The 24,391-nt window shown below is 61.4% G+C and carries 17 protein-coding genes; 14 read left to right on the top strand and 3 right to left on the bottom strand.

What is annotated here, in order from left to right; genetic code table 11:
* The first annotated feature begins 1 nt into the window (after position 1).
* Both CCD76_RS03360 and CCD76_RS03355 read left to right on the top strand, forming a co-directional pair.
* Positions 2-568 carry a heme NO-binding domain-containing protein gene (locus tag CCD76_RS03360; RefSeq protein ID WP_087718145.1) on the top strand — a complete coding sequence of 189 codons (567 nt, stop codon included), beginning with the start codon at positions 2-4 and terminating at the stop codon, positions 566-568.
* Positions 565-2,499: a GGDEF domain-containing phosphodiesterase gene (locus CCD76_RS03355; RefSeq protein WP_087718144.1), complete on the top strand. Its 1,935-nt coding sequence runs from the start codon at positions 565-567 to the stop codon at positions 2,497-2,499. Before CCD76_RS03360 ends, CCD76_RS03355 begins: the two co-directional genes overlap by 4 nt.
* On the opposite strand, the gene CCD76_RS03350 is transcribed toward CCD76_RS03355, so the two are convergent.
* Entirely contained in the window at positions 2,480-3,370 is an 891-nt protein-coding gene (locus CCD76_RS03350; protein ID WP_179208827.1) for a CYTH domain-containing protein, read from the bottom strand. The two genes, CCD76_RS03355 and CCD76_RS03350, sit on opposite strands and share 20 nt — an antisense overlap.
* Before the next feature lie 187 nt (positions 3,371-3,557).
* Between CCD76_RS03350 and CCD76_RS03345 the strand changes: the two genes are divergently transcribed.
* The 6 genes from CCD76_RS03345 to glrR all read left to right on the top strand — a co-directional run bounded on the left by CCD76_RS03345 (position 3,558) and on the right by glrR (position 11,657).
* On the top strand, positions 3,558-4,238 hold the full coding sequence (locus tag CCD76_RS03345) for a TIGR00153 family protein (RefSeq protein WP_087718142.1): 681 nt from the start codon (positions 3,558-3,560) through the stop codon (positions 4,236-4,238).
* A 55-nt stretch (positions 4,239-4,293) separates the two neighbouring features.
* Entirely contained in the window at positions 4,294-5,562 is a 1,269-nt protein-coding gene (locus tag CCD76_RS03340) for an inorganic phosphate transporter (protein ID WP_087718141.1), read from the top strand.
* 246 nt (positions 5,563-5,808) lie between these two features.
* Positions 5,809-7,119, top strand: a complete 1,311-nt coding sequence (argA, locus tag CCD76_RS03335; protein WP_087718140.1) for an amino-acid N-acetyltransferase — start codon at positions 5,809-5,811, stop codon at positions 7,117-7,119.
* 875 nt (positions 7,120-7,994) lie between these two features.
* Complete coding sequence (locus tag CCD76_RS03330) at positions 7,995-9,524, top strand: sensor histidine kinase (RefSeq protein ID WP_087718322.1); 1,530 nt, start codon at positions 7,995-7,997, stop codon at positions 9,522-9,524.
* The gene (locus tag CCD76_RS03325; protein ID WP_087718139.1) at positions 9,509-10,045 is read left to right on the top strand and encodes a hypothetical protein; all 537 of its coding nucleotides are present in this window, start codon (positions 9,509-9,511) and stop codon (positions 10,043-10,045) included. The genes CCD76_RS03330 and CCD76_RS03325 overlap by 16 nt, the downstream gene beginning before the upstream one ends.
* 232 nt (positions 10,046-10,277) lie before the next feature.
* Positions 10,278-11,657, top strand: a complete 1,380-nt coding sequence (gene glrR / locus CCD76_RS03320) for a two-component system response regulator GlrR (RefSeq protein WP_087718321.1) — start codon at positions 10,278-10,280, stop codon at positions 11,655-11,657.
* A 128-nt stretch (positions 11,658-11,785) separates the two neighbouring features.
* Here the strand turns inward: glrR and xseA are convergent, their stop codons facing one another.
* Positions 11,786-13,156 carry an exodeoxyribonuclease VII large subunit gene (xseA, locus tag CCD76_RS03315; protein WP_087718138.1) on the bottom strand — a complete coding sequence of 457 codons (1,371 nt, stop codon included), beginning with the start codon at positions 13,154-13,156 and terminating at the stop codon, positions 11,786-11,788.
* Between the two features lie 33 nt (positions 13,157-13,189).
* Complete coding sequence (locus CCD76_RS03310) at positions 13,190-14,347, bottom strand: MFS transporter (protein WP_087718137.1); 1,158 nt, start codon at positions 14,345-14,347, stop codon at positions 13,190-13,192.
* Between the two features lie 137 nt (positions 14,348-14,484).
* Here CCD76_RS03310 and CCD76_RS03305 point away from each other — a divergent pair, with 137 nt between their 5' ends.
* The 6 genes from CCD76_RS03305 (at position 14,485) to CCD76_RS03280 (ending at position 24,365) form a co-directional block, all read left to right on the top strand.
* On the top strand, positions 14,485-15,894 hold the full coding sequence (locus CCD76_RS03305; protein ID WP_087718136.1) for an aminotransferase-like domain-containing protein: 1,410 nt from the start codon (positions 14,485-14,487) through the stop codon (positions 15,892-15,894).
* A 269-nt stretch (positions 15,895-16,163) separates the two neighbouring features.
* The gene (gene guaB, locus CCD76_RS03300; RefSeq protein ID WP_087718135.1) at positions 16,164-17,633 is read left to right on the top strand and encodes an IMP dehydrogenase; all 1,470 of its coding nucleotides are present in this window, start codon (positions 16,164-16,166) and stop codon (positions 17,631-17,633) included.
* Positions 17,634-17,893: 260 nt separating this feature from the next.
* Positions 17,894-19,468 (top strand): glutamine-hydrolyzing GMP synthase, encoded by a 1,575-nt coding sequence (guaA, locus tag CCD76_RS03295; protein WP_087718134.1) that lies wholly within the window; start codon positions 17,894-17,896, stop codon positions 19,466-19,468.
* Between the two features lie 128 nt (positions 19,469-19,596).
* Positions 19,597-22,002, top strand: a complete 2,406-nt coding sequence (gene hsdR / locus CCD76_RS03290) for an EcoAI/FtnUII family type I restriction enzme subunit R (protein ID WP_071230685.1) — start codon at positions 19,597-19,599, stop codon at positions 22,000-22,002.
* 45 nt (positions 22,003-22,047) lie between these two features.
* Positions 22,048-23,823 (top strand): class I SAM-dependent DNA methyltransferase, encoded by a 1,776-nt coding sequence (locus CCD76_RS03285; RefSeq protein ID WP_087718133.1) that lies wholly within the window; start codon positions 22,048-22,050, stop codon positions 23,821-23,823.
* Entirely contained in the window at positions 23,823-24,365 is a 543-nt protein-coding gene (locus tag CCD76_RS03280; RefSeq protein WP_087718132.1) for a hypothetical protein, read from the top strand. The genes CCD76_RS03285 and CCD76_RS03280 overlap by 1 nt, the downstream gene beginning before the upstream one ends.
* Positions 24,366-24,391: the final 26 nt, after the last annotated feature.

Raw genomic sequence — 24,391 nt, 5'->3', positions numbered from 1 at the left:
CATGATCGGGTTGATTCAACGTGTTCTCATTGACCATGTCGAGGCCAACTACGGCGAAACGGCCGTACAGGTGATCGCGGAGCGGGCAGGCGTGCCGTCGCCCGGACGACGTATAGACACGGATTACGACGATGCCGATACGCTGGCGTTCTTCGCCGCGGCCGGCGATTACCTCGAACTCGATCATGAGGCGCTGATGGCGCTGTACGCCGATCTGTTCATCCAATGGACGCGCCGACACTACCCCATGTTCTTCTCGATGGCCGAATCGGCGCAAGCCCTGCTGGGGCGCCAGCCGGCCATTCATGCGTCCCTCGGCGCCGGTGTGCGTGACCCTAAACTGCGTAGCCGGGTGAATGACAAGTTTCGGATCGTCGAGCAGAGCGCGTCCTGGCTGGTCGTCGAATACCGCTCGCCGAATGGGCTCTGTTCGCTCTACCGCGCCATCTTCCCCCGGGTGCTCGAGGTGTATGGTCAGGCCGGCGAGCTGGTCGAGACGCGCTGTCGGCATCGCGGTGACGATTGCTGTCGATTCGAAATGACGTTCGCGGAGGAGGCGGTGGCATGAGAAGAGGGCCTGGGGGTTCGGAAGAGCGCGAGCGACACCTGCTGGCGGAGGTCGACTCCATCAGCAACCAGCTATGTCAGGCCGTGGACGGCAACTTCGAGTTTTACGTCCATACCGACAGTGATGAAATCGCGGTGCAGAAGCTGGCTCAGCTCAATAACTTCGTCCTCGATTCGGTACGCCGCACGATCCGGGATCTCCAGGCGTCACGAGACGAGCTCGAGACCCGCGTCGAGGAGCGGACGCAACGCCTGAACCTGGTGCTGACCGCCACCAACGACGGTGTCTGGGAGTGGGATATCGCCAGTGGCAACATCACGTTGTCGCAGCGCTGGTCCAGCATGCTGGGGTTGCCGTATGCCGCAGGGCAGCAGGATGTCGATGAATGGTTACGGCGGATTCACGATGACGATCGCGCCAAGGTCCAGCAGTCGCTGTACCAGCATCTCGACGGGTTGACCTCGTCGGTCAACGTGGAATACCGCATTCGCGACGCTCGCGGCAGCTGGCGAATGATGCTGTGCCGGGGATTGTGCCAGCGCGATGATCATGGTGTGGCGACTCGCATGGCCGGCACCCAGACCGATACCACCGAACAGCGACTCGTCGATCCGTTGACGCTGCTGCCCAATGGCGATTATCTCGATCTGCTGCTGCGAGAACGCCTGTCGCATTCGCCACTGTCACCGATGGCGCTGGTCAAGTTCCAACTGCTCAACGTGGCCTCGCTGTTCGACGGCGTAGCGGTCGAGGACGCGATCACTGCGCTACGGGGGCTGGTCCAGCAGATGCGCCGCCAGTTGCCCCTGCAGGTGGCTCTGGCCGCCTTGCCGGAACACACCTTTGCAATGATTTTCGAGATCGGTGATGCCGAACGGCTCGATCACGTTCTCGAACCCCTGGAGGCGCTGCTCGCGCAACCGGTGGAGATAGACGGGCAGCAGGTCTGGCTGTCGCACGTCAGTGGGGTGGCGGTATTGAGCCCGTCAGAGCCGGTGAGTGTCGACGAATGGCGCCATCGGTCGCGTCTGGCCCTGGCCAATGCACGCCAGTCGGATATCGGCTCCCGGCGCTATTACAGCGAGTCGCTGCGGCAGTGGGAGCGACAGAACAGCCAGGCCGAGCAGTTGATTCGCGGAGCGCTGGCGACTCGCGGGGTTCGCTGCTTCGTGCAGCCGATCGTCGATGTTTCGAAGGGCGAGGTGCGCTGCTTCGAGGCGCTGATGCGCCTGCAAGCGCCCGGCGGGAAAATCGTGGAGCCTGGCAGCTTCATCGAAGTCGCTGAACGTTCCGGATTGATCTCCCCGCTATGGGAAGCGCTGATGAAGCAGGCATTGCCGATGCTCAAGGACGATGCCATCCGTCAGCGCTTCGGCGACCGCTTTCTGTTGAGCGTCAATCTCTCGACGCGCCAGCTGATGGACCCGAGCCTTCTCGACACTCTGATCGAGGCATTGGATCGCCACGGGATTCCCTGTCATCGACTCCAGATCGAAGTCACCGAGACCTCGGTGCTCAGCGATCCGGTCAAGGCGTTTCGCATTCTCGACCGGATCCGGGCTGCCGGCATCCGTGTGGCGCTGGACGATTTCGGCAGCGGCTATTCTTCTCTGGCGCAGTTGACCTCGATGCCGATGGATACGGTCAAGATCGATCGCGAACTGGTCACGGACGTCACCACGTTGCCGCGCAAGCGCCATGTGCTGTCGGCTGTGATCGCGCTCTGTCAGCGCCTGGACTACGGCATCGTCGTGGAAGGCGTCGAGGAGTGCGAGACCCTGAATCTCCTGCGTGAATGGGGTGTCACCGACATTCAGGGTTATCTCTACGCCCGACCACTACCGCTGGATCGACTGGTCGAAGATTTCACGCTACTCGATCCCTGCGAGTTTGATACCGGTGTCGAGGAAACTAGGTATCCTGACGCCTGAGAGCCAGCCAGGCCTGGCTGTCCCAGGGAACGCTTCCCTGATTCAGGGCGGCTTGAATTCGCTCGATCGCCGGAATGCGTTCGCCATGTCGAAGAGGGGATTCCCGCCACGGGTGAACGAGCCGTTCGCACTGTGCTTCGGCGCTGGCGAGCCAGGCGCCATCCTGGCTGTCCTGCCAGTTGTCGATCGCGTCGATCAGCGTATCCACGGAAACCTCTCGATGCGAAGAAGGCTCGGGCCATCCGCTGCCCAGGCAGGCGGCTCGGCTGGCCTTGCTGTGGTTGGCCGGACGCGCCGGTAGCGGCGTTGTCTCCGGGGTTGCCGGTTCGCACAGGGCCTGCGCCAATGCCCAGAGCTGCTCGGGGTGGCCGCTCTTGAGTTCGAGCTCGAGCTCGCAGATCGGCAAACTGGCGTCGCCCGCATGAATGGCGCCCTGGTCCAGCGCTATCTCGATATCGCTGCCCTCGGCCTGGTAACGCCAGAGCCGACGCTCGAAATCGGTAGTGAAGACCGGACGCAGCGTCGCGAGGTCCAGATCGGCGAGGGCGGGATGCTCGAGGGCGCGCAGCCCGTTCGCGTCCAGGCCTGCGGCATTGCACTCGACCTCATCGATCGACCACTCCCATTCGCCCCGGCTCGACAACCCGCCGCGACTCTTGGCGGCGCTCTTGAGGGTCTGCAGGCGTTGCTCTCCCTGGCGCCGGACCCGCAGCGCGACCCGGCGCGACTGCAGTATCGCCTCGGTGGTGTCGTAATACTGGTTGCCCAGGGAGACCGTGCGCGAGGCCATCTTCCGCAACAGGGGGTGATCGATCAGGCGGGCCGGACCTTCGGGCGACAGCGCCAGTTTGAGTTCGATCTCGTCGCTCATGCATGCTCCGCAGTGATTGTCTGTTCTTGGATGAAGGCCGTTCTGAATTGAAAGACCGTCCTGGACAAAAGACGAGCGCTGTCTCGAATACAAGACAGAACGTCGGTACCAACATGAATTTTTCATGACGCATCCAGATGCAATCATTATACTGACGCCGCCACTTCCAACGCATCCAGGCCACGTTATGGTGAGTACCAATCCGTTCTCGGCGCTGTTTGGACGATCGCCGTTCCAGCCGCTCCTGGCGCATATCGTCAAGACCAGCGAATGTGCCAGCCAGCTGTTGCCCTTTTTCGATGCCGCGCTGGGTGGTGACTGGGAAGAAGCGCGAAAGCACCGCGAAGCGATCACCCGTCTCGAACACGATGCGGACGAGCTCAAGACGCAGCTGCGCCTCAACCTGCCCAATACCATGTTTCTGCCCGTCTCGCGCTCCGATCTGCTGGAACTGATCAGCGTCCAGGACAAGATCGCCAACAAGGCCCGGGATATCACCGGCATCATGTTGGGGCGGAACATGATCATTCCCGAGCCGCTGGCGGAGCCGATGCGCGGCTATCTGCGTACCGCCGTGGCCACCGTCGACCAGGCGCGCAAGGCGCTCGAGGAGCTCGAGGACCTGCTCGAGTCCGGCTTTGGCCGCAACGTCTCCGATGTCATGCAGGAACTGATCAAGGAACTGCACGATCTCGAGCATCAGGCCGATGAACAGCAGATCGACATTCGTCGTCAGCTGTTCCAGCTCGAGGCGCAATTACCGCCGGTCGATGTCATCTTTCTCTATAAAATCATCGAATGGATCGGCGAGCTGTCCGACCGCGCCGAGCGCGTGGGCAGCCGCCTGCAGATACTGACGGCCCGCTGATCGCGGGCTTCGTCATTCTACGCCTTCGTCACGCCACTCAAGCGAATAAAAGCCTATGTCCATCATTGCGCAATACGGTGATGTCTTCATCATTCTTGCCTGTGTCTTCGGTTTCTTCATGGCATGGGGGGTTGGAGCGAACGACGTCGCCAACGCCATGGGAACCTCGGTCGGCTCCAAGGCGATCACGATCAAGCAGGCGATCATCATTGCGGTGATCTTCGAATTCCTCGGCGCCTGGCTGGCCGGCGGACAGGTCACCGAAACGATCCGCAAAGGCATCATCGATCCGGCCCTGCTCGAGAACGACCCGCAGATGCTGGTCTACGGCATGCTGGCTTCGCTGCTTGCTGCCGGCTCCTGGTTGCTGATCGCCTCGCTGAAGGGGTGGCCGGTTTCCACCACGCACTCGATCGTCGGCGCCATCGTCGGTTTCGCGGTGGCCGGGCTGGGCGTGCAATCGGTCAGCTGGGGCGCGGTGGGAACGATCGCGCTCAGTTGGGTAACGTCGCCGCTGATCGCTGGCGTGTTCTCCTTCATGCTGTTCCGTTCCGTGCAGGTGCTGATCTTCGACAACCCCGATCCGTTCGCGGCGGCCAAGCGCTATGTGCCGGGCTATATCTTCCTGGTCGGCTTCATCGTCTCGATGGTGACGCTGGTCAAGGGGCTCTCCCACGTTGGCCTGCATCTGACGTTCGGTGAAAGCCTGCTGCTGGCGGTGGCGTTCGGCGTGATCATCATGATGTTCGGCCTGCTGCTGGAAAACCGCATCAACCGTGGTGACCGCCGTGCCCGCAGCAACTATGACTTCTCCAGCGTGGAGCGCATCTTCGGCGTGCTGATGATGTTCACCGCCTGCGCCATGGCCTTCGCCCACGGCTCGAACGACGTCGCCAACGCGGTCGGCCCGCTGGCGGCGGTGATCAGCGTGGTCGAGAACGGCGGCGGCGTTTCCGGCGCTGCCGCCATGCCGTGGTGGGTGCTGGTGCTCGGCGGCGGCGGGATCGTGGTCGGCCTGGTGACCTACGGCCACAAGGTCATCGCCACCGTCGGTACCGGCATCACCGAGCTGACCCCGAGTCGCGGTTTCGCCGCGACGCTCTCTGCCGCGTCGACCGTGGTGCTGGCCTCCGGTACCGGGCTGCCGATCTCGACCACGCACACCCTGGTCGGCGCCGTGCTCGGCGTGGGGCTGGCTCGCGGCATGGCGGCGCTCAATCTGCGCGTGCTCGGCACGATCGTCCTCTCCTGGCTGATCACGCTGCCGGCTGGCGCGGTGCTTTCCATCGCCTTCTTTTTCATGTTCAAGGGCATGTTCGGCTAGGATCTGAAAACTGTCTGCGCTCGGTAATACCGCGTTCAAAATCGGCTTAGAATGCTCATTTACAGCTTGTAAGCTCCGCTTCTGCGCCGATTTCCGCCTTGTCTTGCCTTCGCTCGCCGACTTTTCAGGAAGCAGGATTCTGGGCCAGTGCGTAAAGCTGGTCATGGCTCATGGACGCTCTGGTATAGTTCGAGGCAGGCCCCACGCGGGTCATGCCTCATAGCCAACAGCCGGAGCGTCTAATCCTTGGACTCGCGTTTTCCCTTCGTCGACTGGTTTCGCCATTCATCGCCCTACGTCAACGCCCACCGTGGCAAGACCTTCGTCATCCTGGTGGAAGGCGAAGCGATGGCGTCGTCGCGACGCAGCCAGCTGCTGCAGGATCTGGCGCTGCTGCATACGCTCGGCGTTCGGGTCGTGCTGGTCTACGGCATCCGGCCGCAGGTCGGTGCCTCGCTGGAAGCCGCCGGTATCACGCCGGTGCGCATCGAGGGGCGCTGGGTCGCCGATCGCCAAGTCATGGATCACGTCGAACGCATCGCCGCGGTAAACCGTCTCGATCTTGAAGCCCAGCTCTCGCTGGGGCTGCCCAACACGCCGCTGCATGGTGTCGAGCTTACCGCCGTCTCCGGCAATCTGGTGACGGCGAAACCGCTGGGCGTGCGCGACGGGGTAGATTTCGATCACAGCGGTGAAGTTCGCCGCGTGCGCAGCCAGGCGATCGAGAGCCTGCTCGCCGGCGGCAATCTGGTGATCCTGCCGCCGCTGGGATACTCCCGCACCGGCGAGGTCTTCGATCTCGATGCCTCGGAGATCGCCCAGCATGTCGCGGTGTCGCTCAAGGCGGATAAATTGATTCTGCTGGGAGAGTCGGCCGGACTGCACGACGACAGCGGCCAGCTGCAGCGCCAGCTGACACCTGATGAAGCCGACGCCCAGCGCGAACGGGAGGCGCCCGGCAGCGAGCTCGCCCGCCATCTGGGGGCGGCCTGCGGCGCGGCCCGCCACGGTGTCGGCCGTACCCACCTGCTTTCCTGGCACGACCACGACGCGCTACTTGGTGAGCTGTTCACCCGCGACGGGGTCGGCACCATGATCACCCAGAATCGCTACGAGCAGTTGCGGCAGGCGGTACTGGATGACGTCGGCGGCCTGCTCGCGCTGCTCAAGCCGCTCGAGGCCAGCGGCATGCTGGTCGCCCGAACCCGGGAGCGGCTGGAGCACGAGATCGACGATTACGTCGTGATCGACCGCGACGGCATGGCGATCGGCTGCGCGGCGCTGCATGGCTACGCCGACGCCAGAATGGGCGAACTGGCCTGCCTGGCCGTACATGACGACTATCGGCGTGGCGCCCGGGGAGAGATGCTGCTTGCCGAGATCGAGCGTCGTGCCCGGCGACAAGGGCTGACGCAGCTGTTCGCCCTGACCACGCATACCACGCATTGGTTCGTCGAACGCGGCTTTTCCCTGGCCACCCCGGAAGCGCTCCCCGCGCTGAAGCGCGAGACCTATAATCAGGCCCGGCGCTCCAAGGTCTTGCTGAAGTCTCTGTAAAGCGACACCTCTGGCAGCGTATATCGCGCTTTGGCGTATCCAAATGGAGACGCTGTAAACCTCTGATTTTTGGATTTTATTCTGAATCGGGCGAAAAGGTGTCTGCTTATGGAGACGTTTTTGAGCCCGTTTTTTCGTTTCACCGGGGCAAAGATTGGCGGCAACCCGTCGTCGAATAAAGGGATGTCTATAAATTATTGATTTTAAGTTCTTTTTATAAAACTGGCACGGCTATCGCAATACTGTTCACCGAGAGCGACGAGATGGCCTCTCCGGAAGTCATCTCGCCGGGTCTTCTCAGGCCCCCAACTACCCTGTGCAGGGCCTGGCAAGATTCGACAGCGTCTGCTCCACGCGATGTGTGACTTAGGTTGCGATGAGACGGGTGCGGCCCATCGGGCAAGGAGATGCACCATTAGGGCAAGGATGCCCCGGCAAGGATGCCTTCCCCCTCGAAAGAGGGGACCCATTGCGACCGGGCGCAGCGTTTTCCGAAACGTTCTTCGTAACACGCTTTCGGAAAGCCAGGCGACCGGTTCAGACACGAAGCAGGCGGCTCGCCGCCACGGTATTCGAGAGCCCCTGAATGGCCGAATCGAGTACCGGCTTCGGGGCCTTCGGGGCTTTTTAGCCCTTCGGGGCTCTCGGGCCCTTCGGGCCAGGGGAGCGATCTCGAATGACTGATTCAGGCAGTGTTTCCAGGTCGTTCTCGACCCTTCAGTTCCCTGCGTACCTTGGGCCGGCTCTGCCGGCCTTCTTTTTTTGTGCGGGTTTCTCGAACCCACCACGTATGGCCCGAATGGGCGTTCAATAATAATGCTATTCTTGCGGAACGATCCATGGCCCCGATGGGCATCCTGCATAGAGCGATTTTCATGACCACCAAGCTCTCCCGACGCTGGCGTCCTCGCTCGCTACTGCAACTCGTGTTGCTGGCCTTCGTCGTCGTCATGTTGCCGATAGCGGTGCTGATGTTTCAGGCCGGGCAGGCGCTGTCGCAGCTTTCGACGCTTGCCGACCAGAGCGCCCGGGAAGCCGTCGAAGAGACGCGTCGGGCGCGCATGTTGAGTACGCTGGCGCTGCAGATGGAGCGCAGCGCCCGCCAGTACGCAGTCATCGAAGAAGAAGGGCTGCGCGACATCTACGATCAGAAGGTTCGACAGTTCGGCGAGCTGCTGCAACAGCACGAGTCGTTGATGCGCGATAACCCGGATTTCCAGTCGCTGGCCGAACGCTACCAGCAGTTGCGGTATCTGCCCCAGGCCTCGGTGGGCGATCTGGATGCTTTCCTGGAGCGGTTCTCCGGTTTTGCCTCGGAGTCCGATGCGGTCAGGAAAGCCACCAACGATCTGATCGACACGCGCATCGCCAATATTCGCGAGCAGGCGGATGCGGTCAAGGCGCGGCTGTGGATGCAGACCGCTGCCCTGGTTTCCGCCAGCCTGATGCTGATGCTGTTCTTCACCTGGTTGATCACGCGTCCCATCCGCCAGCTCGAACGGCGTATCTTCGGCCTGGGCAGCGGCGAATGCAGCGACACGCCGATCCGTATCCAGGGTCCGGCGGAGCTGGTCCAGCTGGGTGACCGGCTGACCTGGCTATCCGGGCGGCTATCGGAGCTGGAAGCCCAGAAACAGCAGTTTCTGCGCCATATGTCGCACGAGCTGAAAACGCCGCTGGCCAGCGTCCGGGAAGGAACCTCGCTGTTGTCCGACGGCGTGGCCGGCGAGCTCAACGAGCGCCAGAGCGAAGTGGTCAGGCTGATCGACGAGAACGGGCAGGAACTGCAGACCTTGATCGAGCAGCTGCTGGACTACAATCTGCTGCAGAACAGCCGCCGAATGAAAGTCACGGCGTTCGATGTTGCGACGGTGATTCAGGAAGTGCTGGCCAAGCATCGCCTGGCGCTCGACAACAAGGGGATGCGCGTCAAGAGCCCGCATCATCCGTTGAAATGGCAGGCGGACCGTGAGAGAACGGCGCGCGTGCTGGACAACCTGATCTCGAACGCCATTGCCTATGGCGACGACGGCGGCCAGCTGGTGATTCGTGTCGCGAATCAGCGCGATTGGCTGATGCTGGATGTCGCCAACAGCGGCGAACCTATTGCCGAGGCAGATCGCGAGCATCTGTTCGAAGCCTTCTATCAGGGCAGTGTGAGGCGCAAGGGCCCGTTGAAGGGATCGGGCATCGGGCTTTCGGTCGCCGCAGACTGCGCCAGGTTGCAGGATGGCCAACTGGCGCTGGTGGACGATGCCGAGCTGCCGGTCTGCTTCCGCCTTACCCTGCCGTGGTCGAATTTTCCGTCGCATGGAACGCAATACGAGCAATACGAAAATGACGCCGCGCCGGACGAGACGCTGCCGGGCGGTGATTCAAGGAAGGAAACATGGTCAGTCAGATGAGAACGACGCTTGCCCTGTTCGGCGTGATGGCGCTGGCGGGCTGTCAGTCCCTTACCAGTGAGCCCGTGCCCTACGGCTGCGGCGAGATCCCGACCTACGCCGACAACGTATGTCTGGTCGATACCTGGGTCGAGTTCGGCCTGCAAGCGCAGCGCGGGGATGGCGACTGGCGCGACGAGACCCTGGCCAGGGTCGGCCAGGGCCGCATGGATCAGAAGGCCGTGCGCGCCGTGGTGCTCTCCTGGGATGGCCCCGGCGAGTGGCGGGAAGCCTCCGACCTCTACAAGGCCTCCATCGACGCCGCACCTTCCCGGCTGCAACCGTTGCTTCAGCAGTGGTTGAACGGTCTGGAAGCGCGCCGTCAGCTCTATGCACAGCGAGGCGCGAGCGAGGGTGGCCGTCGCGACGATACGCAGGCACTGAAAGACGAAAACGAGAAACTAAAACAACAACTCCAGGAGATGTCGGACAAGCTGGATGCATTGACCGATATCGAGCGGACCATCAACGCACGCGATTGATCTCCGAGGACGCTCGCGACCGATCTTCGAATAAGATCCCCGCGAATATCAACACACACGTAAAAACCAGGCCATCCGTGCGACCCAGGCAATACCGGCGTCGCACGACCGCGTCACATCGAGCGTGACACGCCTTCATCGGCATCGATAAGGTGAAGCGGTGGCAGGAGGTGCCCATCCCATGTCATTGAATATCGAAACTCCCAAGACCCGACCGGTGAGAACCCCGGCCATGCAACCGGGCAAGAGCAGCAACACCGCCCACATTCTCCTGGTCGACGACGACACCAGCCTGCTCAAGCTGCTGGGCATGCGTCTGGAAAGCCGCGGCTTCCGGGTGACCACGGCGGAGAGCGGTCGCGAAGCGCTGACCCACATCGAAGAGACCTCGCCGGATCTGGTGCTGTCCGATCTGCGCATGGACGAAATGGATGGCCTGACCCTGTTCCACGAGCTGCAGCGGCGGGTGCCGGGTATTCCCGTGATCATCCTCACCGCCCACGGTTCGATACCGGATGCCGTCAGCGCCACGCGACAGGGCGTGTTCAGCTTCCTGACCAAGCCGGTCGATCGCGACGAACTGTTCGAAGCGATCGACGAAGCGCTCAAGCAGACTCCGACCACGCGAGGCGAGGGCGGGGAAGCGTGGCGTTCGAAGATCATTACCCGCAGCCCGCAGATGGAGCGCATTCTCGAACAGGCCTACATGGTCGCCGCCTCCGATGTCAGCGTGCTGGTGACCGGCCCCAGTGGTACAGGCAAGGAGCTTCTCGCCAACGCCATGCACCAGGCCAGCCCGCGTGCCGACAAGCCGTTCGTGGCGATCAACTGCGGCGCGCTGCCGGAGCAGCTGCTGGAGAGCGAGCTGTTCGGTCACGCTCGCGGCGCCTTCACCGGCGCGGTCAGCCAGCACGAAGGCCTGTTCCTGGCTGCCGACGGCGGCACGCTGTTCCTCGACGAGATCGGCGACATGCCGCTGCCGCTGCAGGTCAAGCTGCTGCGCGTATTGCAGGAGCGCCAGGTTCGCCCGCTGGGCAGCACCAAGTCGTTTCCGATCGACGTGCGGATCATCTCCGCCACCCACCGGGATCTCGACCGCGCCATGCACGAAGGCGACTTCCGCGAGGATCTCTACTACCGCCTCAACGTGGTCAATCTCAAGCTGCCGCCGCTGCGTGAGCGAGCCGAGGATATCCCGCTACTGGCCAAGCACATGGTGGCCCAGATTTCGGCGCGGCATAAACCGTTCGTCAAAGGCTTCTCGCCGGAAGCGCTCAACCTGCTCGCCTCCAGCGGCTGGCCCGGCAACGTGCGCCAGCTCGTCAACGTGGTCGAGCAGTGCGTCGCCCTGACCAGCACGCCGATGATTCCGGAAGCGCTGGTGTCGCAGGCGCTGGTCGCCGAGGAGAACGCGCTGCCTTCGTTCAGCGAGGCGCGTGCCGGGTTCGAACGCAGCTACCTGATCAAGGTGCTCAAGATCACCGAAGGCAACGTCACCCAGGCGGCACGCATCGCCGGACGCAACCGCACCGACTTCTACAAGCTGCTCGCGCGTCACGACCTCGATCCCGGCTCTTTCAAGCCGAGCGCAATGCCGGATCCGACTGGCTGACGCCGCTCGCAATCGAGTACAGGAAAGTCGAAAGCCACCGCCGGCGATGAGCGAATTGCTGGCGGTGGCTTTTTGCCGATGGCTTGTCGTCGATTACCGAGCGGCAACCGCTCTGTCTTCTCGATGTATCAGCGCTTCAGCCGCCGCTTCACCTCCAGCTTCAGGCGGCCTTCGCCGAGACGGGCCGTCAGCGTCTGGCCAGGTTGGGTCTGGCTAGCGGCGCGGACGACCTGGCCGCGGTCGTCCTGCAGGATCGAATAGCCCCGGCCCAGCACGGCCAGCGGGCTGACCGCATTGAGCTCGCGGGCGATTCCCTGCAGGTTCTGGCGCTCCTGCTGCAGTTTCCGCCGCTGGCCGGCTTCCAGCCGCTGCCGGAGCTGTTCGACCCGTTCGCGAGCCTGGCGCAGCGTCCGGCTCGGGTCATGCAGCGTGAAGCGCCGAGTGGCGGCATCCAGCCGTTGGCGGTCCCGTTGCAGGCGCTGGCGCATCGCCAGTTGCAGCCGACGATCCAGCCCCGCCAGATGCTGACGCTGTTGAGCCAGGCGTTCGCCGGGATGGCGCAGCCTAGCACGCAGATGATCGAGCCGTTGGGACTCGGCGTTGAAGCGCCCGCGCCACGCCTGGTGAAGCCTTCTCCGCTGCTGATTCAGCGTCGCCTCGAGATCGCGGCGATCCGGCACCAGCCGTTCGGCGGCGGCGGAAGGCGTCGGCGCGCGGACATCGGCGGCAAACTCGGCCAGCGTCGTGTCGACCTCGTGGCCGATGGCCGCCATTACCGGCAGCGAAGAGTGGAAGATCGCGCGGACCAGATGCTCGTCGTTGAACGCCCACAGGTCTTCCAGACTGCCGCCGCCGCGAGTGATCAGAATCGCATCGAAAGGGTCGCTTGCGTCTTCCCGTCGCGCCTGACGATTGGTTCTCACCTGACGATTAATCAGGGCCAGCGCCCGGATCAGCGCCGGTGGCGCCTCGCGACCCTGCACCGGCGACGGGAACACGCTGACGCGAACCATCGGCCAGCGCGCCCGCAGCACCGCCAGCACATCGCGAATCGCCGCGCCGGTGGGGGAAGTGATCAGCGCCAGATGCCGGGGCGGGTAGGGCAGCGGCCGGGCATTGGCGAACACGCCTTCGGCGTTCAACTGCCGCTTCAGTCGCTCGTAGGCCGCCATCAGCTCGCCTTCGCCGCTGGGCTGGACGGCATCGACGATCAACTGGTAATCGCCCCGCGGCTCGAAGATCGACACCCGCCCGCGCACCTTGATCCGGTCGCCATCCTTCAACGGCGTGCGGGAAAGGCCCGCCCGGTTGCGGAAGAACGCGCACCTGAGCTGCGCCTTGGCATCCTTCAGCGTGAAGTAGATGTGGCCGGAAGCGGGCCGCGCCAGTCCGGAAATTTCCCCCTCGACCCAGCAGTCGCCGAAGCCGCGCTCCAGCATCTGGCGGGCCTGGCGGTTGAGATCGCTGACGGATAGCGTCGTTCTGCCCGGTTTGTCCATCGCGGACCTCGTTAGATAGAAAGTGCGGCCAGTCTAGCATTCCGCTTCAGCGCCTTGCGTCGAGGCAGACTTCAGCAGCCAGCTCACGAAGATTGCCCCGGCGAGCAGCGCGCCGCCGAAAAGCTGCAGGGCAATCGTGTGTCCAAAGCTATCGATCAGCGCGCCAGTGGTGACGACGGGCAGACTGAAGCCAACGTAGGCGAGCAGAAAAAAGCCGGCGCTGGCACTGGATTGTCGCTCGCTGGTGATAGCGAGAACGCCACTCAAACCGCCCAGGTAGACGAAGCCGTAGCAGGCACTGCTGGCGGCGACGGTGCCGATGAGCACTGCAGACAGTGTCCCGGTGAGTGCCCCCCAGGCGATCACCGCATACGCCAGGGGCAGAATGACCAGGCCCAGTTGGGTCGCGGTGTGGGGCGAGAGCCTCCGCGCCCATGGCTGGAACAGTACGCCACAACTGCAGATGCCGAAAGTGGCGAAACCGGACCAGGCGGTGAGCCCGTGTCGCGCCAGCGTCGACGGTAGAATCGCGATGACTAGCCCGACCGTGGCCCAGGCCAGCAGGATCGCCAGCCCGAACGGGAGCGCTCCGGCCGGGAAGGCCGGCAACCGGAGCATGGTGGCATGCCCTTGGCGTGGCGTTTCATCGGCTAGGCCGATCGTCAGCAGCAAGGCCAGACTTGCAGCACCCAGATACAGCCAGAGACTGGGCGGGGTCAGACTAGGGGCGTTCAGGACGAAGAGACTGGTCACCGCGGCTCCGAGGCCGAAACCCAGTGACGTACTGGCCGTGACCCAGTTCGCCGGCACACGCTTGTCGCGGCCTTGGAACAGCTCGAGCATGTAGGCCGGTGCGACGGCCGAGGTCAGCGCGGTGCCCAGGCCCATCAGGAAGCGAGCAATGCCCAAGGTGACCAGCCCGGGAGACACCAGTGTCAGTGACGTTGCCGCCAGGCAAAGACACAGCGCCGCAACGATCAGCGGGCGCCGCCCGACGCGTTCCGGCAGGCCGTTCAATGTCAGCAGGACCGGCATGATGCCTAGCACGTAGCAGGCGAAAGCCACGCTGGTAGCGCCGACGCCCAACCCGTCTTGCGCGGCCAGAGCGTCGTAGAGCGGCGCCTGCAGATTGACCGCTGTGGTGATCATGCAAAGTGCGAACGCGAGGCGGAGAGGAGAAAGTCCTGTCATGCGATGGCTGCCCGAGTCAGTAAAGGGGTTCCAGCCTGGCACCGGCGCACGGGACCGGTAAGGTACAATGCCGGCGGATAATTCACGCACTGTTCGCGATTATCACAGAACGGTTGCTACCCGGGGGTGTTACCGCGGTGAAGTGGGAAATCGATCAAGATTCGAGCCTGCCTGTGGTGACTCAGGTGGCCGAAGGCATGCGCGACTGGATTGCCCGGCACGGCGTGGGCAGCCGTCTCCCCTCGATTCGTCGTCTGTCAAACGACATGGGGATCAGCCGCAACACTGCCATCGAAGCCTATGAGCGGCTGGTGGCGCAAGGATTGGTGTGCTCCAGGCCGGGATCGGGGTTCTATGTGACCGATGGCGCGTCCCGGGCGCTCGGCAGAAAGGATCGAGAGGCGCCAAGCCTGGACGACGTTACCGATGAAATGTGGCGTTTGTTTCAGGTTCACGAGCAGACCCTGAAGCTCGGCTGTGGGTGGTTGCCCACGCATTGGCGCGAGGGTGACGACCTGGCCTACGCCATCCGTCATGTGACTCGGCAGAGCCGCTCGGGCCTTTTCGACTACAGCACACCGCTGGGCACTCCGGAGTTGCGCTCGCTAATCCGGGAAAGAATGCGATTGCTGGACATCGAAGCGGATGCCAACCAGATCCTGCTGACGGGCGGTGGCAGTCATGCCCTCGACCTGCTCGTGCGGCTGACTCTCGAGCCGGGTGATACGGTTTTCGTGGAATCGCCGGGCTATTACAACCTGTTCGGCCTGTTGCGGCTTCAACGGGTCAAGGTGATCGGCGTACCGCGCCTGAGCGGGGGGCCGGATGTCGAGCGAATGGAATCTCTGCTGAAAACGCATAAGCCCAGGCTGCTGTTCACCAACAGCGTGTTCCAGAACCCGACAGGGACGACGCTGGTGCCAACCGTGGCGCATCGCGTTTTACAACTCGCCGAGAAACACGACTTCCAGATCGTCGAGGATGATATCTACGCGGATTTCCAGCATGCCCCTACGATTCGGCTGGCGGCACTCGATGGCCTGCGAAGGGTGATCTATCTCGGCAGCTTCTCGAAGAGTCTCTCCTGTTCGCTGCGCGTGGGGTTCATCGCCGCCGGGCCGAGGCTGATCAAGCAGTTGGTGGACGTCAAGATGCTTACCAGCATCGCCTCGTCGCGCTTTGCCGAGCAGGTAGTGAAAACCATGCTGGAGAACGGCAGCTACCGAAAGCTGGCCGAGCGCCTGAGCACCAGACTCTCGGAGCAGATGGCCTCGACCCTCGAGCTGGTCGGGACAGCGGGCTGGGAGGCCTTCGCCGAGCCGGCTGGAGGCATGTTCCTGTGGATACGCCACCCTGCCGTGGCGTCCTCCGGCCGGCTTGTCGAACTTGCTCAGCGCGCGGGCATCAGCCTGTCGCCGGGCGATGTCTTTCTGCCTGAAGGCGGGCATTCGCCCTGGACCCGCATCAACGTGGCCTACGCGCGCGACCCCCGAGCGTTGCGCTTTCTCTCTTGTCCTGATGATGATGAACCCGTTGGCGGCGGATAAGCTGGCGTATGCATGGCAGGGAGGACTTAAAACCACCATGCCGCCCCGACCACGCGACCCGCGACCCGCGACCCGCGACTGCCATTGAGCAGCGTCGGCCAAGCGACTATAATGCGCGATTAACTTTTCGCGGCTCCCGGTTCATTGCCGAGTCCACACTGCAAGAACGGTCCCCAGGGGCTTGTCCCAGGGCATTCACCTTCAAGGACCATCGCGGTGCCGCAGGCTGTCACAGGCTCCCCACCACCTGCCAAATTGGGTTTCCGACCATGCTACGTATAGCGCAAGAAGCTCTTACGTTCGATGACGTATTACTCGTACCCCGCTACTCGGATGTCCTGCCCAGAGACGTCGACCTCAAATCCCGCCTGACCCGCAACCTGACCCTGAACATTCCGCTGCTCTCTTCGGCCATGGATACCGTGACCGAAGCGCGTCTGGCGATTGCCATGGCCCAGGAAGGCGGCATCGGCATCATTCACAAGAGCATGTCGATCAACCAGCAGGCCGCCGAGGTCCGCAAGGTCAAGAAGCACGAAAGCGTTATCGTCAAGGACCCGGTCACCGTCGGTCCCAACGCCAAGCTGCAGGATCTGCTGGAGATGGCCTCCGAGTACGGCTATTCCGGCTTCCCGGTGGTCGAAGGCGAGACCCTGGTCGGTATCGTCACCGGGCGTGACATGCGTTTCCAGCCGGATCACAGCGACAGCGTCGAAGCGATCATGACCCCGCGCGACAAGCTGGTCACCGTGCTCGAAGGCACCCCGCTGGACGTGATCAAGTCCAAGCTGCAGGAAAACCGCATCGAGAAGATCCTGGTCGTCGACAAGGACTTCCACCTGCGCGGCCTGGTCACCGTGCGTGACATCGAAAAAGCCCGTACCTACCCGATGGCCGCGAAAGACGCCGATGGCCGCCTGCTGGTCGGCGCCGCCGTCGGCACCGGCCCGGAAACCCCGGACCGCATCGCCGCGCTGGTCGAAGCCGGTGTCGACGTGCTGGTCGTCGATACCGCCCACGGCCACTCCAAGGGCGTCATCGACCGCGTGCGCTGGGTCAAGGAGCACTACCCGGAGCTGCAGGTGATCGGCGGCAACATCGCCACCGGCGAAGCTGCCGTGGCGCTGGCCGAAGCCGGCGCTGACGCGGTCAAGGTCGGCATCGGCCCCGGCTCCATCTGTACCACCCGCGTCGTCACCGGCGTCGGCGTTTTGCAGATCACCGCCGTCGCCAACGTCGCCGAAGCGCTCAAGCCGTTCGACATCCCGCTGATCGCCGATGGCGGCGTGCGTTACTCCGGGGATATCGCCAAGGCGATCGTCGCCGGCGCCAGCACCGTCATGCTCGGCAGCATGCTCGCCGGCACCGAAGAAGCGCCGGGCGAAGTCGAACTGTTCCAGGGCCGGACCTACAAGGCCTATCGCGGCATGGGCTCCATGGGCGCGATGTCCCAGACCCAGGGCTCCTCGGATCGCTACTTCCAGAGCAAGGACGAAGGCGTCGAAAAGCTGGTGCCGGAAGGCATCGAAGGCCGCGTGCCCTACAAGGGCCAGATGAGCGCCATCGTCCATCAGATGATGGGCGGCCTGCGTGCCTCCATGGGCTACACCGGCTGCCACAACATCGAAGAGATGCGCACGCTGCCGGAGTTCGTCAAGATCACCGGTGCCGGCATCACGGAATCCCACGTGCATGACGTGCAGATCACGAAAGAAGCGCCAAACTACCGCGGCGCCTGATCGTTCGTGATTCAGGAAACCATCTGCGCTCGCTCAGGCTTTGTTGAACGGCGGCTCGATATGCTCATTTACCAACACGTAAACTCCGCTATCTCGCCGCCGTTCGCCTCCCCTGAGCATCGCTCGAAAGGTTTCTTTTCATGGTCGAGTCCATCTTGCATGGGCTCGATCATCGAAACAGTTTCCAGCCATTTCCGGCTTCATCAGCGGCGCCTAACAGCGCCGCTGCTTGTTTTAGGTTCACTTCCAGGGCTCATCCGATGACCGACATCCATTCGCACAAGATCCTGATCCTCGACTTCGGCTCCCAGTACACGCAGCTGATCGCGCGCCGCGTGCGCGAGATCGGGGTTTATTCCGAGATCCGCGCCTTCGATATCACCGAAGAAGAGATCCGCGAATACAACCCCAACGGCATCATCCTCTCCGGTGGGCCGGAATCGGTCTCCGAGCTGGGCTCGCCGCGCGCGCCTGCGTGCGTGTTCGAGATGGGCCTGCCGATCTTCGGCATCTGCTACGGCATGCAGACCATGGCCGAACAGCTCGGCGGCGCGACCGAAGGCTCCAACAAGCGCGAATTCGGCTACGCCCAGATCAACGTGTCTGGTGAAGACGACCTGCTCGGCGGGATCATGGATCATGTCGGCCACGACGGCGGGGCGCTGCTGGACGTGTGGATGAGCCACGGCGACAAGGTCGCCCGCGCTCCGGCGGAATTCACCGTCACCGCCTCCACGCCGAGCTGCCCGATCGCCGCCATGACCTGGCCGGAAAAGCGCTTCTATGGCGTGCAGTTCCACCCGGAAGTGACCCACACCCTGCAGGGCCAGCGCATTCTCGAGCGCTTCGTGCTGGATATCTGCAAGGCCGAACGCCTGTGGACCCCGGCGCAGATCATCGAAGACCTGACCGAGCGCGTCCGCGAACAGGTCGGCGACCGCCACGTGCTGCTCGGCCTCTCCGGCGGGGTGGATTCCTCCGTCGTCGCCGCGCTGCTGCACAAGGCGATCGGCGATCAGCTCACCTGCGTGTTCGTCGACAACGGCCTGCTGCGCAAGCAGGAAGGCGATCAGGTGATGGAAACCTTCGCCAGCCACATGGGCGTCAAGGTGATCCGCGTCGACGCAGAAGAGGAATTCCTCACCAAGCTGGGTGGCGAGAACGACCCCGAAGCCAAGCGCAAGATCATCGGCAACACCTTCATCGACGTATTCGACCGTGAAGCCGCCAAGATCGACGGTGTCGAATTCCTCGCCCAGGGCACCATCTACCCGGACGTGATCGAATCCGCCGCCAGCAAGACCGGCAAGGCCCACGTGATCAAGTCGCACCACAACGTCGGCGGCCTGCCCGAGACCATGAAGCTCAAGCTGGTCGAACCGCTGCGTGAACTGTTCAAGGATGAAGTGCGCAAGCTCGGCCTCGAGCTCGGCCTGCCGTACGACATGGTCTACCGCCACCCGTTCCCCGGGCCGGGCCTCGGCGTGCGCATCCTCGGCGAAGTGAAAAAGGAGTACGCCGACATCCTGCGTGAAGCCGACGCCATCTTCATCGAAGAGCTGCACAACTTCGACTGGTACCACAAGACCAGCCAGGCGTTTGCCGTGTTCCTGCCGGTCAAGTCCGTCGGCGTCGTCGGCGACGGCCGCCGCTACGAGTGGGTTATCGCCCTGCGCGCTGTCGAAACCATCGACTTCATGACCGCCCGCTGGGCTCACCTGCCGTATGAGCTGCTGGAAAAGGTCTCCAACCGCATAATCAACGAGATCAGCGGCGTATCGCGGGTGACCTACGACGTGAGCAGCAAGCCGCCGGCGACGATTGAGTGGGAGTGAGTATTTAAAAAGTATTGTTTTAACCAAGAACCCGCTACCGAGCGGGTTCTTGTTACTAGTTAGTACCGAAATTCGGCACATAGTTTGTTGTTGAGCTTCTATACACACTCTGGCCTGTGGGGCACGTGATGGATAAGAATAAGCTGAGCGAACGAGACATCTGCACCAAGTTCGTTACCCCCGCTATTCAGCAGGCTGGTTGGAGTCATCAACAATTTCGCGAAGAAGTGCGTCTTACTGAAGGCCGTGTTCTTGTGCGCGGCAAGCTGGCAATACGAGTAAAGAATCCTGAAGCCAAGGGTGGCCCCAAGCGCGCTGACTTTGTACTCTATGCCAGGCCTAACATTCCAATAGCAGTTATTGAAGCGAAGCAGGCAAGGTTCTCCATCGGTCATGGTATGCAGCAAGCCTTGGCCTATGCTGAGATGCTAGACGCACCGTTTGCCGTTAGCAGTAATGGTGATGGCTTCATGCTTCATGACCGCACTGGCTTATCGCAGCCTGTTGAGCGTGAACTTTCGCTCTCCGAATTTCCTGCCCCTAGCGACCTTTGGAAGCTTTATGAGCAGTGGAAAGGTCTTGTCGAGCCGTCCGCCGTCAAACTGATTGAGCAGCCGTTTTACGTTGATGGTAGCGGCAAAAGGCCTCGTTACTACCAGCGCGTTGCCATTAATCGCGCTATCGAGGCGATCGCCAAGGGTCAGCAGAGGGTGCTGTTGGTTATGGCTACCGGTACGGGTAAAACCTATACGGCGTTTCAGATCATTTGGCGTCTTTGGAAAAGTAAAACTAAGAAGCGTATTCTATTTCTTGCTGACCGCAATATCCTCGTAGACCAGACCATGCAGCAGGACTTTGCTCCTTTCGGTGAGGTGATGCACAAAGTCACTAATCGCGAAGTCAAAAAGAATTACGAAATCTATTTGGCGCTTTATCAGGCCGTGACGGGGCGGAAAGAGTGGAAGCAAATCTACCGTCAGTTCCCTGCCGATTTTTTCGACTTGGTTGTGATCGACGAATGCCATCGCGGCAGCGCGGCGGATGACTCCGCTTGGCGTGACGTGATCGGTTACTTCAGCAGTGCCACTCACCTAGGCCTGACTGCAACACCGAAGGAAACCAAGGAGGTGAGCAACATCACTTACTTTGGTGAGCCAATCTACACCTATTCACTCAAGCAAGGCATCGAAGACGGGTTCCTTGCGCCATATAAGGTCATTCGCATTGCCTCTGACGTCGATGCTGTGGGGTATACCCCTGACCAAGGTAAGATCGACAAACTTGGTCAGGCTGTCGAACAACGGCAGTACAATACGAAGGATTTCGATCGTAATCTGGTACTGGAAAAACGCACTCGCTTGGTCGCCAGCAAGGTTTGGGAATACCTGAGTACTATCGACCCGATGGCTAAAACTATCGTCTTCTGTGACGATCAGGATCATGCAGAACGCATGCGGCAGGAACTGGTAAAGATCATCCCGGCAGCTGCCAGTAACCGCCGTTACGTGATGCGCATCACCGGAGACGACAACGAGGGCAAGGCCCAGCTCTCATACTTTATCGACAACGACGAGCCTTATCCCGTTATTGCTACTACTTCCAAGCTGCTCACAACTGGGGTGGATGCCAAGACTTGCAAGCTCATTGTGCTGGACCAGAGCATCAACTCAATGACCGAGTTCAAGCAGATCATTGGTCGCGGTACCCGGCTACGCGAAGACTACCAAAAGCTCTACTTCACCATCATGGATTTTAAAGGTGCCACACGCCTGTTCGCCGACCCCGATTTTGATGGCGAACCTGTAGTGATCTACGAACCCAAACCCGACGAACCCGTGGTGCCGCCTGAAACCTCTACACAATCCGGGGCCGACGAGCCTGAGCCCATAGATGGCGATGATAGCTCGCCAGGTGGTGACATCGGCGGGAGTGGTGTTAGCGAAGGCCGCCGCAAATACGTTATCGATGACGTGGATGTGAGCGTCGCTGTCGAACGCTCCCAATACCTTGATGCGGATGGCAAGCTTATTACCGAAGACTACCGCGCCCTGCTCAAGGATGACATCAAGAAGGCGCTGCAGGCCGAGTTCACCAGTCTCACCGAATTCTTGCGCCGCTGGAACAGTGCAGAGCGCAAGCAAGTCGTGCTGGAAGAGCTGGCAGGGCACGGTGTACCTCTGCACATTTTGCAACAAGCCGTACCCGATGGCTACGAGCTGGACGCCTTCGATCTGGTCGCCCACGTCGCCTTTGACCAGAAGCCACTCACCCGTCGCGAGCGGGCCAACAATGTGAAAAAACGCGATGTGTTTGGCCAGTATGGTGAGCAGGCCCGGGCCGTGCTCGCAGCTCTACTTGACAAGTTCGCCGACCACGGCGTGCAAGATATCGAAGACGCCAAAGTATTGGAACTGCCTCCGTTCGATCAGCTTGGCAGTAAGACACAAATCCGGCGCGGCATATTCGGCAGCATCGAGCAATATACACAAGCCGTGCAGGTGCTTGAAAAGGCGCTATACGACGACCACGGATAGAGGCAAGCCTGACCCATTTAGGCTTCGCGGAAAGAGAGCAGTGCGATGAATCTCAGCAGTACTATCAAATCCATCCAAGACATCATGCGCAAGGATGACGGTGTCGATGGCGATGCCCAGCGTCTAGGCCAGCTAACCTGGATGCTCTTCCTTAAGGTTTTCGACCAGCGAGAAGAAGAGTGGGAAGACGACAACCCGAAATACCGGTCTCCATTGCCTGAGCGCATGCGTTGGCGCAACTGGGCTGCCTACGTGGCCGGGCCTGATGGTAAGAAAAAACCACAGATTGCTGCCAGCGAGGTGAACAGCTTCGTCAACAATGAACTGTTCCCTAATCTCAAGGATCTGGACGCCAACGCTGGCCCTCAGCATAAGGTCATTCGCAGTGTTTTTGAGGATGCTAACAATTACATGAAGTCTGGCACCCAGTTACTAGCCGTGATCGAGAAGCTGGAAGAAGTCATTAACTTCCACGATTTCAAGACCCGTGCTAACTTGGGTGACGTCTACGAGCAATTACTCAATGACCTGCGCGGTGCGGGCAACGCCGGTGAGTTTTACACTCCGCGCGCTATTACCCAGTTCATGATCGATCGCGTCAATCCTAGCCTTGCCAAGCGGGAGGCAGTAATGGACCCGGCCTGCGGCACGGGTGGCTTCTTGACCGCCGCCATTGACCACCTGCGTAACCAAATAACAGTTAGCTCTAGTGCCGAAGACCAGCGCGCCATTGAAGAGCTCATTCGCGGAATCGAGAAGAAACAGCTCCCGCACCTACTGTGTACCACGAACATGCTGCTACACGGTATTGATGTGCCTAGCCAGATTGAGCACAAGAACACGCTAGGAATCGGTTGGAACGAGTGGAGCGCCCACAGCAAGGTTGATTGCGTCATCACCAATCCCCCCTTTGGCGGCTACGAAGATGACGGCGTCGGTAGCGATTACCCAGCTGACCTGCGTACTCGTGAGACGGCCGACATGTTCATGGCACTCATCATTAAAAAGCTCCTGAAGGATAACGGCCGCGCCGCCGTGGTACTGCCCGATGGCTTTCTGTTTGGCGAGGGCACAAAGGCCACGCTGAAGAGGCTACTGCTCCGCGACTGCAAGCTACATACTATCGTGCGCCTGCCCAAAGGTGTGTTCGCACCTTATACTACCATCAAGACCAATCTACTGTTCTTCACCAAGGGTGCCACAGTGGATGACGGTAAAGAGCACTTCCACACCGACACCATCTGGTACTACGCGCATCCTTACCCGTCGGGCTACAAAAGTTACAGCAAGACTAAGCCCATTCGCTTCGACGAGTTTAAGCCCGAGCAAGACTGGTGGGGCAGTGAGGACAACGACTTTGCCGACCGCGTAGAGAACGAATTCGCTTGGAAGGTGGATTTTAAAGCCAAGCGTGAGCAAGCCGAGGCCGCTGCCAAGCCGCATTGGGATCGTTCCGAAGCACTGAACTTTGAGGCGAGCACGCTGGAAAACCGCATGCGCGACCTGCGTGGTTCTATCAGGGGCGTCAGCGACGCCGCGCAGCGCAAGCCGGTAGAAGATGAGTTCGATACCCTTCGCGCCCAGGCCGAAGGCCTGCGCTTGCAAGCCCGCGACGCTCAGGCCGCGGGTGATCGCCTCTACTGGCCTATCTACAACTTGGATGAAACGAACCCGCGCAGCCCAAAGGAACTACCGGACGACCCCGATAAGTTGCTCACTGCATATAAGGTCTTGCTTGGCCAGATCGAAGAAACAGAGAACCGCCTGAAGAGCGAACTCACCGCTGCGCTGGCGCATCATTTCGTCACTGAGGAAGCCTGATGGACGCGCAGCAGTTTCTGGCGGCGTTTGGACATATCGCCAATGCGCAGGGGGGAATCGCTCAGCTCCGGCAGATGATCTACCAACTGGCGGTTGCCGGCTCGCTTACACCGCGTGGCGATAACCCGGAGGACGTTGATCAGCTTCTTTCCAGCATCGAGCAAGAGCGGGAGCGACGAATCCGAGCAAAGAAATACAAGCGGATGCTTAAGCTTGAAAGCGAGCCGATCAGACAGCCTCACGGCTTTGTACTTCCTGCAACTTGGCGTTGGTCTCGTTTGCTCGACATCGGTGAGATCAATCCTCGTAACGTGGTATCGGACGATCAACTGGCTGCCTTCTTACCGATGAGTGGTGTACCCCAGCTACATAAAGCGCCCGTTGTTACCGAGACCAAACGCTGGGGCGAGATAAAGAAGGGCTACACCCACTTTGCAAATGGCGATGTGGTGCTGGCCAAGATCACGCCCTGCTTTGAAAACGGCAAAGCAGCAGCTATTGAGAACCTGCCTGGCGATGCGGGTATCGGTGCTGGAACGTAAGCGTTCATTCGGGGACGTAGTAGACG

It is taken from the genome of Salinicola salarius (assembly GCF_002179555.1).
Taxonomy (GTDB): domain Bacteria; phylum Pseudomonadota; class Gammaproteobacteria; order Pseudomonadales; family Halomonadaceae; genus Salinicola; species Salinicola salarius_A.
The sequence above is the reverse complement of the archived record's forward strand: the minus strand, read 5'-3'. Positions and strand labels throughout refer to the sequence as shown.

Coding starts and splice junctions, on each gene's coding strand:
- CCD76_RS03280 (WP_087718132.1), top strand. CDS start 23,823: ATGGACGCGCAGCAGTTTCTGGCGGCGTTTGGACATATCGCCAATGCG.
- CCD76_RS03350 (WP_179208827.1), bottom strand. CDS start 3,370: ATGAGCGACGAGATCGAACTCAAACTGGCGCTGTCGCCCGAAGGTCCG.
- CCD76_RS03310 (WP_087718137.1), bottom strand. CDS start 14,347: ATGACAGGACTTTCTCCTCTCCGCCTCGCGTTCGCACTTTGCATGATC.
- guaB (WP_087718135.1), top strand. CDS start 16,164: ATGCTACGTATAGCGCAAGAAGCTCTTACGTTCGATGACGTATTACTC.
- CCD76_RS03355 (WP_087718144.1), top strand. CDS start 565: ATGAGAAGAGGGCCTGGGGGTTCGGAAGAGCGCGAGCGACACCTGCTG.
- CCD76_RS03345 (WP_087718142.1), top strand. CDS start 3,558: ATGGTGAGTACCAATCCGTTCTCGGCGCTGTTTGGACGATCGCCGTTC.
- CCD76_RS03285 (WP_087718133.1), top strand. CDS start 22,048: ATGAATCTCAGCAGTACTATCAAATCCATCCAAGACATCATGCGCAAG.
- CCD76_RS03360 (WP_087718145.1), top strand. CDS start 2: ATGATCGGGTTGATTCAACGTGTTCTCATTGACCATGTCGAGGCCAAC.
- glrR (WP_087718321.1), top strand. CDS start 10,278: ATGCAACCGGGCAAGAGCAGCAACACCGCCCACATTCTCCTGGTCGAC.
- hsdR (WP_071230685.1), top strand. CDS start 19,597: ATGGATAAGAATAAGCTGAGCGAACGAGACATCTGCACCAAGTTCGTT.
- xseA (WP_087718138.1), bottom strand. CDS start 13,156: ATGGACAAACCGGGCAGAACGACGCTATCCGTCAGCGATCTCAACCGC.
- CCD76_RS03330 (WP_087718322.1), top strand. CDS start 7,995: ATGACCACCAAGCTCTCCCGACGCTGGCGTCCTCGCTCGCTACTGCAA.
- CCD76_RS03325 (WP_087718139.1), top strand. CDS start 9,509: ATGGTCAGTCAGATGAGAACGACGCTTGCCCTGTTCGGCGTGATGGCG.
- CCD76_RS03340 (WP_087718141.1), top strand. CDS start 4,294: ATGTCCATCATTGCGCAATACGGTGATGTCTTCATCATTCTTGCCTGT.
- guaA (WP_087718134.1), top strand. CDS start 17,894: ATGACCGACATCCATTCGCACAAGATCCTGATCCTCGACTTCGGCTCC.